The organism is Corynebacterium sp. AOP36-E1-14, from assembly GCF_052377495.1.
Lineage (GTDB): Bacteria > Actinomycetota > Actinomycetes > Mycobacteriales > Mycobacteriaceae > Corynebacterium.
In genome coordinates this window covers 77,366-88,615 of sequence record NZ_JBQSWV010000012.1, presented here as the reverse complement: position 1 = coordinate 88,615, position 11,250 = coordinate 77,366, and the positions used below count along the sequence as shown (strand labels likewise).

The 11,250-nt window shown below is 68.9% G+C and carries 8 protein-coding genes; 3 read left to right on the top strand and 5 right to left on the bottom strand.

Annotation, left to right across the window (positions count from 1 at the left end; genetic code table 11):
- Positions 1-262: 262 nt before the first annotated feature.
- From ACT3TD_RS07570 to ACT3TD_RS07560, 3 genes are read right to left on the bottom strand one after another with little or no spacing between them, the layout of a single operon-like run.
- On the bottom strand, positions 263-1,495 hold the full coding sequence (locus ACT3TD_RS07570; RefSeq protein WP_441579377.1) for a multidrug effflux MFS transporter: 1,233 nt from the start codon (positions 1,493-1,495) through the stop codon (positions 263-265).
- Positions 1,488-2,300 (bottom strand): ABC transporter permease, encoded by an 813-nt coding sequence (locus tag ACT3TD_RS07565; RefSeq protein WP_441579367.1) that lies wholly within the window; start codon positions 2,298-2,300, stop codon positions 1,488-1,490. The genes ACT3TD_RS07570 and ACT3TD_RS07565 overlap by 8 nt, the downstream gene beginning before the upstream one ends.
- A complete protein-coding gene (locus ACT3TD_RS07560) occupies positions 2,300-3,295 on the bottom strand; it encodes an ABC transporter ATP-binding protein (protein ID WP_441579368.1) in 996 nt (331 codons plus the stop codon). Before ACT3TD_RS07560 ends, ACT3TD_RS07565 begins: the two co-directional genes overlap by 1 nt.
- Positions 3,296-3,369: 74 nt before the next feature.
- Between ACT3TD_RS07560 and ACT3TD_RS07555 the strand changes: the two genes are divergently transcribed.
- Genes ACT3TD_RS07555 through ACT3TD_RS07545 form a run of 3 tightly spaced genes read left to right on the top strand, consistent with a single transcriptional unit; the run spans position 3,370 to position 8,464 of the window.
- Positions 3,370-4,815, top strand: coding sequence for a hypothetical protein (locus ACT3TD_RS07555; protein WP_301443643.1), 1,446 nt, complete (start codon positions 3,370-3,372; stop codon positions 4,813-4,815).
- The gene (locus ACT3TD_RS07550) at positions 4,812-5,951 is read left to right on the top strand and encodes a glutamate ABC transporter substrate-binding protein (protein ID WP_441579370.1); all 1,140 of its coding nucleotides are present in this window, start codon (positions 4,812-4,814) and stop codon (positions 5,949-5,951) included. The genes ACT3TD_RS07555 and ACT3TD_RS07550 overlap by 4 nt, the downstream gene beginning before the upstream one ends.
- Positions 5,948-8,464, top strand: coding sequence for a tetratricopeptide repeat protein (locus ACT3TD_RS07545; RefSeq protein ID WP_444614991.1), 2,517 nt, complete (start codon positions 5,948-5,950; stop codon positions 8,462-8,464). Before ACT3TD_RS07550 ends, ACT3TD_RS07545 begins: the two co-directional genes overlap by 4 nt.
- A gap of 23 nt (positions 8,465-8,487) precedes the next feature.
- Here ACT3TD_RS07545 and ACT3TD_RS07540 read toward each other — a convergent pair whose 3' ends face one another.
- Both ACT3TD_RS07540 and pta read right to left on the bottom strand, forming a co-directional pair.
- Positions 8,488-9,705, bottom strand: a complete 1,218-nt coding sequence (locus ACT3TD_RS07540) for an acetate kinase (protein WP_301443280.1) — start codon at positions 9,703-9,705, stop codon at positions 8,488-8,490.
- Positions 9,706-9,721: 16 nt separating this feature from the next.
- A complete protein-coding gene (gene pta / locus ACT3TD_RS07535) occupies positions 9,722-11,137 on the bottom strand; it encodes a phosphate acetyltransferase (RefSeq protein ID WP_301443279.1) in 1,416 nt (471 codons plus the stop codon).
- Between the last annotated feature and the right edge of the window lie 113 nt (positions 11,138-11,250).

Sequence of the window (11,250 nt, the reverse complement as noted above, 5' to 3'; positions counted from 1 at the left end):
ATGTGCGAAGCGGATGGCGTCGGCGCGGGTGCGGGCGCGTAGGGCGCGGGCGGTGGCGAGGCGTTCAGTGCCGGCGATGTCGCGGAGGTGGGCGATCAGGACGATTTCGCCGAGGTTGAGGTGGCGTTGGATGTCGTCCATGCTCATCGCGGGTGTGGTGTTGTCGGTGGTCATGACCCTGGTTCCCCCTTTGTCCGTTTGTTGGACGAAGTGTACCTCAGGGCACGGACATGAATGACCCACGTGTTCGAATGAACACCACCTAGGACTTTTGCTGCCGCGCCCCGCGCCTACCGTAGAGACCACCGACTGCGGCGACGCAGGCGCACACCACCATGACCGTGGCCATGGTCAGCAGACCGTCCTCCCCCAGCCCCACCAGCGGCGCGACGATGCCGGCGGCGAGGAACTGCCCGGCACCCAGCAGTGCCGAACCCGCCCCCGCACGCCCCGGTGTCAGGTCCATCGCCAGGGCGGTCGTGTTGCCCAGGTTCAGGCCCGTACCGATCGTCGCCACGAAGGTGAAGACGATCACCGGCACCAGCGAGTGCACCGTCAGGGCGATGACGAGCAGCCCGAGACCACCGGTGATCAGCAGGACCTGCCCGATCGCCTGCATCCGGGCGGGACCGACCAGGGCCACGACCCGGGCGTTGACCATGTTCGCCAGCACCAGTGCCACCGCGTTGCCGGCGAAGACCAGGCTGAACTGGGACGCGGTGAGCCCGAACTGCTCCTGCATCACGAAGGACGAGCCGGAGACGAAGGCGAAGAAGCCACCGAAACCGATGGCGAAGGCCACGAGGTGCCCCATGTACGGGCCCACGCGGAACAACCCGGCCATGCGCCGGTACACCACGAGCATCGCGCCCTCGGTGCGTTTCTCCGCCGGATGGGTCTCCGGCAGGAGCACGGCAACCAGCACCTGGGCCACGGCGATGCCCGCCAGCGTCCAGAACACCGCCCGCCACCCTGCCAGGCCGGCGACGGCGCCACCCACCACGGGCGTGACGATCGGGGCGACGGAGGTGAAGATCATCATCGTCGACAGGGCCGCCGCCGCGGAGGCGCCGGACAACCGGTCGGCGATCATCGAGCGTCCCAGCGTCACCGCCGCGCCACCGGCGGCACCCTGGAAGAAGCGCACCACGATGAAGAGCCAGATGGACGGCGCCAACGCGCACACGACGGACGCCGCCAGGCCCACCACGGTGGCCGCGACCAGCAGGCGGTGGCGTCCTGCGCGGTCGGAGAGCGGCCCCACCACGAGCTGGCCGACGGCCATCCCGACCATGAAGGCGGTGATCGTCAGCTGGGTGAGGGAGGCCGTGGTCCCGAGGTCGTCGGTGATCTCGGGCAGCGACGGCAGGTACATGTCCGTACCGAAGGGACCGCCGGTGGACAACAGCGCGATGCCGGCGAGCATCGCCAGGGAGATCGTCGCAGCAGATCCCCCCGTACCCCGGGTCTGTGCCCGGGAGGAGTCGTCACGCATCACGTCGACGCAGCGTGACCGCACCGATGACGAAGACGACGAGGCAGACCACCACGAAGTAGAGCACCGAACCGTTCTGACCCCACGGCGCGTCCGCGATGTCGTTGAGGTTCACCGCCGAGCCGATGTTGTTGAACGGGAGGTACTGGGGAACCCAGTCCTTCACCTTCGGCACCATCGAGACGATGTCCTCGAGGACGAGGACCCACAGCAGCAGGACGGCCATGGCACCGGCGGTGCGGCGCACCAGGTACGCCACGCCGATCGCCAGGGCGACCGCGCCGAGCGAGTAGATCACCATGCGCAGGACGACCGTCCAGGCGTCGTCGGCGGACAGGGAGATGTTGGACAGGAGCGCGTCGTCGTCGATCTGGGTGCCGGCCGCCCACCGGGTCACGAGCACGCTGATCACGGCGGACACGAGCGTGACCACCGCGGCGATCACGCCGTAGACGATGAACTTGGCCACCGGCAGCTGCCAGCGCTTCGGCACCGCCAGCACATTCGACTTGGCGGTGTTGTTGCCGTACTCGCCGGTGACCAGCAGCGCACCCTGGATCAGGAGGATCATCACCCCGAAGAGCTGCAGACCCAGCAGGGCGCTGGAGACGGTGAGCCCCTCCACGCTGGCGGCGGCGAGCTCCGCGTTGCCGTCGTCGACGGCCATGTTGTAGTTCATCGCGTTCGCCCACCCCATGAACCCGCCGAAGGCCACGGAGAAGACGACGATGAGCGCGGAGGTCCAGTAGACCGCCTTGGTGGTGCGGATCTTGATCCACTCGGCGTTGATCGTGTGTGCGAGCATTACTTCTCCCCCTCGGAGGTCGGGGTGGTCGGCAGGGCGCTGAGGTCGGGGACGTCCCCGATGCCGTCGGGCCCGTCGCCCAGGTTCGCGTGGTAGTCCACCGCGTGCCCGGTCATCCGCATGAACGCGTCCTCCAGGGAGGCGCGACGCTCGCTGAGCTCACGCAGCAGCAGACCGTAGGTGTAGGCGATGGCGCCGACCTCGTCGGGTTCGGTGTCCTCCAGGACGAGGATGTCGCGGCCGTCGTCGTCGGTGCTCTGCTCGAAGGCCACGGACTCCTCCCTGAGCGCATTCTTCATCTCCGGCAGGTGGTCGGTGCGCACCACCGTGGTCGCCGTGGAGGCGTTCTTGATGAAGTCGTGGGTGGAGGTGTCCGCCACCAGCCGGCCACGGCCGATGACCACCAGGTGGTCGGCGGTCTGCGCCATCTCACTGAGCAGGTGCGAACTGATCATGACCGTGCGACCCTCGGACGCCAGGTGACGCACGAAGTCACGGACCCACCGGATACCCTCCGGGTCCAGACCGTTGACCGGCTCGTCCAGGATCAGGACCTCCGGGTCGCCCAGCAGGGCGACGGCGAGGCCGAGGCGCTGGCCCATACCCAGGGAGAAGTTCCCGGCCTTCTTGCCGGCGACGTCGCTCAACCCGACGAGGTCGAGGACCTCGTCCACCCGCTTGCGCGAGAATCCGTTCGCCGCCGCCAGCCACCGCAGGTGGTTCGCCGCGGTGCGGTTGGGGTGCACCCACTTGGCGTCCAGCAGCGTGCCGACCTTGTGCAGCGGCTTGGCGTACTGGTCGTAGCGCATCCCGTCGATGGTGGCGGTGCCGGCGGAGGCACGGTCGAGGCCGACGATCATACGCATGGTGGTGGACTTGCCTGCACCGTTCGGCCCCAGGAATCCGGTGACGATCCCCGGCTGCACCGAAAAGTTCAGGTCGTCCACGACGGTCGCGGAACCGTACCGCTTGGTCAAGGATTCGACGTCAATCATGTCCCCCATCGTGCCATACGCCACTGACCCCGGGTGCTGACACTTCTTCGCCCCTCGAATGTAGGATGTCCTACATGCCCGTGCCGACACGAGATCCGAGTGACGGGGCCACCGATCCGGCCTCGACCGGCACGTTCACGACCCTGGACGAAGGCACCGCGATCGGGCCCGGCGGCCGTCGCCAGGACACCGACCGGTGGATGGACGACACCACCACCGACGGCCACGGCTCACGCCGGCTGAGCGTCTTCACCCCGGCGATGGAGGTCCCCCGGCGGTTCCGCCGCTTCGTCTCCACGACACCGGGCCTGCTGACCGTGGTCTCGGTGATCCTGGTCCTGGCGATCCTCGCCGCCGGCGGCGCGATGGCCGCCCAGTCGTCCAAGCAGCAGGGCTCGCTGAACACCCTGGTCAACCGGACCGAGCCGGTCTCCTTCGCCGCCCAGGAGCTGTACAACTCCCTGTCGGTCGCCGACTCGGTGGCGACCACCGGCTTCGTGGAGGACGCCGCGGGCGGCGCCGACACCGACGCGTCCTACCGCGAGGCCGTCGACATCGCCTCCCGGGCGATCATCCGCGCAGCCAACGGCATCGACGACCCGTCCACCCGCGAGATGGCGTTGATCCTGGAGATCCAGGAGAAACTGCCGATCTACACCAGCCTGATCACCGAGTCCGGGGTGAACAACCGGCAGGCCAACCCGGTCGGTGCCGCCTACGTGACGCAGGCGAGCACGATGATGCAGGAGGAGATCCTCCCGGCCGCGGGAGAGCTGTACTCCAACACCAGTTCCGAGGTCGCCGAACAGCAGCTCGCCCTGACCAAACCCGGCTGGTTCGCCATGTCCGGCCTGGTCGCCGCGGTCCTGCTGCTGCTCGTGGCCCAGTTCTGGCTTGCCGCGCAGACCAACCGGCGGATCAACGGCGGCTACGCCGCGGCGACGGTGCTGATGACCCTGTCGCTGCTGTGGGCCGGTGGCGCGGCGCTGACCACCTGGACCGACGGCACCCGCGGGCTGGACGGCACCGCCCAGCCGTTGGAGTCGCTGACCTCGCTGCGCATCACCGTGCAGCAGACCCGAACCACCGAGGCCCTGGGCCTGGTGCAGCGCGAGTACACCGACGACACCCAGACCAACTTCTCCGACCAGGTCACCCGCCTGGACAGCGGGCTGGAGGCGCTCCGCAACACCGTCGGCGACCGGGACGTGCTCGACGAGGCGCGGGAGAACCTGCGTGCCTGGGACAACGCCCACGCGCAGATGCTGGCCCACGTCCAGCAGGGCGACTACGCCGCCGCGATCAACGCCACCATCGGCGACTCCGACACCCACCCCTACCAGCAGCTGGACGAGAACCTGCGCTCGTTGATCGACGACACCCGTGACCAGTTGCGCACCTACCTCGCCGATTCCCGTGTCTCCGCCCAGCAGGTCTCCGCGCTGGTGATCCTGCTGGGCATCCTCTCTGCCCTCTGCATCATCTACGGAACCCGGCCCCGCCTCCAGGAGTACCTGTGAACACGCACCCCCGCCTCCGTACCGTCCTCACCTGCGTCGTGGCGGCCGGTTCCCTGGTGCTGGCGTCCTGTGCGACGAACGACCAGGAACTGCAGCAGTGGCCGGACGAGCCGAACCCCACGCTCGCCCTGCCCAACGGCTCGTCGCTGTCCGACAACGTCGACGACCTCTCCACGCACACCAGTGAGGAGAGCGATGACTCCTCGCGCGGCACCTACGGTTCGCTGCGTCCGGACGTTGAACCGGACACCGGGGAGGACGTCTCCCCCGCCCGGCGCGTGCCCGAGATCATCGAACGCGGCCGCCTGGTGGTGGGCGTCGCCCAGTCGCTGAACCAGGTCGGTTTCCGCGACCCGGTGACCGGCGAGCTCGCCGGTTTCGAGATCGACCTCGCCCGCGAGGTCGCCCGCGACATCTTCGGCGACCCGACCAAGATCGAGTACCGCTACGTGGAGGGCAACGACCTGGAGGACGTCCTGGCCGCCGGGGCGGTGGACCTCGTGGCGCGCACGTTCACGATCACCCCGGCACGCCAGGAGCAGGTGGAGTTCTCCGTGCCGTACCTGACCACCTACCCGCGCATCCTGGCGATGCGCGACTCCGGCATCGAGGACGAGGACGACCTGGACGGCAAGACGGTCTGCGTGACACGCGACTCCACGAACCTGCAGGCACTGCGCGACGAGGTGCCGCACCGCGACATCCTGGCCACCCAGACCTGGTCGGACTGCCTGATGGCGATGCAACGCCAACAGGTCGACGCGATCTACTCCGACTCCGCGATCCTCTCCGGGCTGCAGGCCCAGGACCCCTACACCGAGATCGTCGGCGACGACTCCGACGGCACGGACTACGGGATGGCCGCCGCCCTGCCGCAGCAACGTGACACCACCGGTCTGATCCGGCAGGTGAACTCCACGATGGAGCGCATCCGCGACGACGGCACCTGGGACCGGATCTACGACCGGTGGCTCGCCGGCTACCTGGGTGAGGCCGACCCGCCGCCCGCGGAGTACCGTTCCGCGGCGGAGAACCGGGAGCTCAACGCGGTACGCGAACGCGTCAGTTCAGCCAGTTCGGACGACTCGAACGACTCGAACGACTCGAACGGATCCGGAAGCGAGGACGACCAGTGACGAACTCCGACGAGCAGCGCCCGGACGACCGACCGTCCGAGGGACCCGCCACCGAGGCGACCTTCTTCGACCCCTTCGCCGACGACGATGACGAGTCCACCGACGGCGCCGCGCACAGCGGCGGCGGCAGTGACGGCGGCGCCGACACCGACACCGACACCGACGGCGACAGCGAGCCCACCGGCGGCGAGTCGACGCAGGCGACGCCTTTCGACCCCTTCGCCGACGACAGCGAGCCCACCCCGGTCCCTGAAGTCGCTGACGGCACAACCAGTACAGCTGGCACGGCCGGTGACAGCACCAACGCCACCGACCGCCAGCCCACCGTCGACTCCGGTGAACGCAGCCGCCGCGAGGCCCTGTCGACCTTCCGCCGCCGCCGCGGCACCTCCCGCGCCGGCGCGGAGGTCGCCGGCGGCATGGTCCGTCTCCCCTTCATCCCCCCGACGAACCCGCAGGACGCCGTCATCAGCGACGACGCCATCGCCAAGGCCGTCGAGGACGGGACGGACTCCCCCGTCCTGCAGCCCGGCGACATGGTCGCCGCCCAGTACGAGGTCCTCGGGCCGATCGCCCACGGTGGGCTGGGCTGGATCTACCTCGCCGTCGACCACAACGTGTCCGACCGCTGGGTCGTGCTCAAGGGGATGATGGCCACCACCACCGCGCACGAGCGTGCCGTGGCCGAGTCCGAGCGGGCCTTCCTCGCCGACATCACCCACCCCGGGATCGTGAAGATCTTCAACTTCATCGACGACCCGCGCAGTCCCGGCGGGTTCATCATCATGGAGTACGTCGGTGGGCCGTCGTTGCGCCACCGGCGCCGGCGTCAGCCGGGCAACACCCTGCCCATCGACATCGCCATCGGCTACATCCTCGAGGTCCTGCCCGCCCTGGACTACCTGCACTCCCGCGGCGTGGTCTACAACGACCTCAAGCCGGACAACATCATCATCACCGAGGACCAGGTCAAGCTCATCGACCTGGGTGCGGTGTCCGGCATCGGCGCCTTCGGCCACATCTTCGGCACCCGCGGTTTCCAGGCCCCGGAGATCTCGCGCACCGGGCCGACCATCGCCAGCGACATCTACACCGTGGGACGCACGCTGGCCAGCCTCATCGTGAAACTGCCCGTCACCGACGGGGTGTACGACCGTGGCCTGCCCACCCCGAACGACGAGCCGCTGTTCCGCAAGTACCTGTCGTTGTACCGCCTGCTGCTGCGCGCCACGGACGAGAACCCCGAGCGCCGCTTCACCTCCGCCGGGGCGATGGCCAACCAGATCATCGGTGTGCTGCGTGAGGTCCTCGCCATCCGCGACGGACGCCAGTACCCGCACCTGGACACCCGCTTCACCGCACAGCGTTCCACCTTCGGCACCAAGCACCTGCTCTTCCGCACCGACCAGCTGATCGACGGCATCGAGCGCTCCGTGGAGGCCACCGCGCCCGAGGTCATCGCCGCGCTGCCGACCCCGCTGACCGACCCGAACGACCCCGGGGCGTCCCTGCTGTCCGCGGCGAGCCTGACCGAGCCCAGCGAGGTGCTGGACACCCTGAAGGCCGCGCAGAAGCAGCCGGACCTCTCGTCGTCGACGGAGATCCCGCTGACCATCGTGCGCGCCCAGCTCGACCTGGGTATGACCACCGAGGCGGTGCTGACCCTGCGGGGCATGGACGACCGCTTCCACCGCGACTGGCGCCACCAGTGGCTCTCCGGGGTCTCCAACCTGCTGACCAGTGACTACGTCACGGCGCAGGCCTGTTTCAACGAGGTGCTCAACACCCTGCCCGGTGAGCCCGCCCCGAAGCTGGCCCTGGCCGCCACCGACGAGCTGATGCTGCAGCACCAGGGGATGAACACCACCCGCCTGCTGGACTCCACGGTGCAGAAGGCGGCCCTGGCGTTGACCTACACGCAGGGTGCGCAGCAGTCCCCCGACTACAGCGAGGTCCCGGGCTGGACGCACCTCTCGCAGGATCCGGTGGCGCTGCGCTTCCACACCATCCGGCTCTACGGGCTGGTGTGGGCGACGAACGCCTCGACGGTGTCCGCCGCGTTCGGCCTGGCCCGCCAGCTGCACGCCGAAGGGCTTGTGGACGCCGCAGTCGCCGCGCTGGACCGCGTCCCGCAGTCCTCGCGGCACCACCGCATGGCGCGCCTGACCACGGTGCTGATGCTCATCACCGAGCAGTCCACGCTCAACGAGGCGCGTCTGCGCCGCGCGGCCCGGCGCCTGGAGATCCTGCCCACCAACGAGCCACGCATCCCCCAGGTCCGCCTGGCGGTGATGGCCTCGGCGCTGGACTGGCTGCGGGCCCAGCAGGAGAAGTCGGAGGCTCCGGTGCGCGTGGCGAAGGCCCCGCTGTTCGACGTGGAGTTCACCGAGCGGGGCCTTCGGGCCGGAATCGAGCAGGGGTTGCGCGACATCGCGCGCCAGTCCCCCTTCGCCAGGCACCGCTTCCGGCTGGTCGACATGGCCAACCGGATCCGGCCGCGGACCTGGTTCTAGAGGCGCAGGCTCACCCGGGCGGCTCAGGCCTGGGAGAGCTTCAGCGCGGCGCGGGCGATCGCCAGCTCCTCGTTGGTTGGAACGACCAGCACCTTGACCGCGGAGCCCTCGGTGGAGATCACCCGCGGGCCCTCCACACCTTCCTCGTTGCGGTTGCGGGCGTCGTCGATCTCGATGCCGAAGTTCTCCAGGTCGGCCATGGTGTCGCGGCGGATGCCGACGTGGTTCTCACCGACACCGGCGGTGAACACCACCGCGTCGAGGCGTCCGAGCTGCAGCATGAAGGCACCCACGTAGCGTCGCACGCGGTGGACGTAGATGTCGTAGGCCTCCTTCGCGTTCTCGTCGCCCTCGTTGATGAGCTCCTGGATCAGGCGGAAGTCGTTGGCACCGGCCAGCCCCTTCAGCCCGGAGCGCTTGTTGAACAGGGTGTCGATCTCGTCGATGGTCATCTTGCCCTCACGGTAGAGGTGGAAGATGATGCCGGCGTCGATGTCGCCGGTACGCGTACCCATGACCAGGCCCTCCAGCGGGGTCAGGCCCATGGTGGTGTCCTGGGGCACGCCGCCGCGGATCGCCGCCATGGACGCGCCGTTGCCCAGGTGCAGGGTGATCTGGTTGATGTCCGCGGCGTCCTTGCCGAGGACACCCGGGACGAGGCCGGAGACGTACTGGTGGCTGGTGCCGTGGAAGCCGTAGCGCCGGATGTGGTACTGGTCGGCGACCTCACGGTTCAGACCGTAGCGCGAGGCGGCCTCCGGGAGGGTGTGGAAGAAGGCGGTGTCGAACACGGCGACGTGCTCGACATCCGGCAGCAGGGTGCGGGCGTTCTCGATGCCGTCGATGTTGGCCGGGTTGTGCAGCGGAGCCAGCGGGATGAGCGAGCGCATGTCCTCGACGATCTCGTCGTTGATCACGACGGGCTCGGAGAACTTGCTGCCGCCGTGGACCACACGGTGGCCGACCGCGGAGATGTCGAGGTCCTGGGGTCCCACGCCGAGCAGGGACATCATGCCGAAGGCACGTTCCAGGCCCACGGAGTGGCTCAGGATCGGGCGACGGTCCTCGATGGTCTGGTCTTCGGTGATGAGCTTGATGTGGCCGCGGCTCTCGCCGATCTGCTCGACCAGGCCGGAGAGGAACGGGCCGCTCTGGGCGTCGGCGTTCAGGTCGATGACCTGGAACTTGATCGACGAGGATCCGGAGTTGAGGACGAGGACGTACGTTTTGCTCGAGGTCATGGGAAGGTCCTTTCGGTTAGTTTCCGGCCTGGATTGCGGTGATGGCGACGGTGTTCACGATGTCGGGGACGGTCGCCCCGCGCGACAGGTCGTTGACCGGCTTGTTCAGTCCCTGCAGGATCGGGCCGACGGCGAGGGCGTCGGCGGTGCGCTGCACGGCCTTGTAGGTGATGTTGCCGGCGTTGAGGTCCGGGAAGACGAACACGGTGGCCTTGCCCGCCACGTCGGAGCCGGGCATCTTCTTCTGGCCGACGGATTCCACGACCGCGGCGTCGAACTGCAGCGGGCCGTCGACCTCGAGGTCGGGGTCCTGCTCCCGGGCGATCTGCACGGCCTCGGCCACTGCCTCCACGTCCTCACCCGCACCGGAGCTGCCGGTCGAGTAGGACAGCATCGCGACCTTGGCGTCGATGCCGAACTGGCTGGCGGTCTTGGCCGAGACCACGGCGATCTCGGCGAGCTGCTCGGGGGTGGGGTCCGGGTTGACCGCGCAGTCACCGAAGGCCCACAGCACCCCGTCCATGACCATGAGGAAGATCGAGGAGACGATGGAGGCGTCCGGCGCGGTCTTGATGATCTGGAAACTGGGCTTGATGGTGTGGGCGGTGGTGTGCGCCGCCCCGGAGACCATGCCGTCGGCCTTGCCGAGGTGGATCATCATGGTGGCGTAGTAGGAGATGTCCTTCATCGTCTCCCGCGCCTCGTCGATGGTCACGCCCTTGGCCTTGCGTAGTTCGGCGAACTCCTCGGCGAAACGCTCGAGGTCGTCGCCGGAGGTGGGGTCGGTCAACGTCGCGGAGCTCAGGTCGTACCCGAGTTCGTGTGCGCGTGAGGCCATGGTCGCCGGGTCGCCGAGGATCGTCAGGTCGCAGACGCGGCGGGCGAGCAGCTGGTGCGCGGCCTCGAGGATGCGGTCGTCGTCGCCCTCGGGCAGGACGATGTGCGCCTTGGCGGCGCGGGCCTGGGCGATCAGGTTGCGTTCGAAGACCTCGGGCCCGATGACCGGGGTGCCCGGCTCTGCCTGGCCGACGGTGTCCAGGGCGACGAAGGACACCGCGGTGCCCTCGGACTCCAGGGCGGACGACGACGCCTCGGGCCGGTCGAGCAGCGAGATCCCGCGCGGGACGCGTCCGGAGCGCACGAGCTGCCCGGAGACCTGCTGGAGCTGGAGGTGGTCCTGCTCGCCGCCGGCGATGAGGAAGTGGGCCACGCCTGCGGCGGCGGCCAGCCGGGAGTCGAACATGGGCTCGCCGGTGCCGACGAGGACGTCCTCGCTGTTGGTCAGGGCGGTCTCAAGGGCGGCGCTGAAGTCTGGCGCGGCGGGGCGGAGTGTCTCGAAGATGTCCGTCACCGGGCCCTGGAGGCTGGTGATCAGTTCGTCTCGGCGTCCTGCGGCGGTGGCGATCGGGCTGAGCACGGCTCGAACGGTCACGGGGTCTCCTTCACATGGTCGACGGTCCCCGGCACATCCGGTGTGTGGTGTCGCACCCCGGGTGCGGGGGATGTTCCTCCCCCATTGTGCCGTGAATCACTCAACCCGACCAA

Coding starts and splice junctions, on each gene's coding strand:
- ACT3TD_RS07570 (WP_441579377.1), bottom strand. CDS start 1,495: ATGCGTGACGACTCCTCCCGGGCACAGACCCGGGGTACGGGGGGATCT.
- ACT3TD_RS07565 (WP_441579367.1), bottom strand. CDS start 2,300: ATGCTCGCACACACGATCAACGCCGAGTGGATCAAGATCCGCACCACC.
- ACT3TD_RS07560 (WP_441579368.1), bottom strand. CDS start 3,295: ATGATTGACGTCGAATCCTTGACCAAGCGGTACGGTTCCGCGACCGTC.
- ACT3TD_RS07555 (WP_301443643.1), top strand. CDS start 3,370: ATGCCCGTGCCGACACGAGATCCGAGTGACGGGGCCACCGATCCGGCC.
- ACT3TD_RS07540 (WP_301443280.1), bottom strand. CDS start 9,705: ATGACCTCGAGCAAAACGTACGTCCTCGTCCTCAACTCCGGATCCTCG.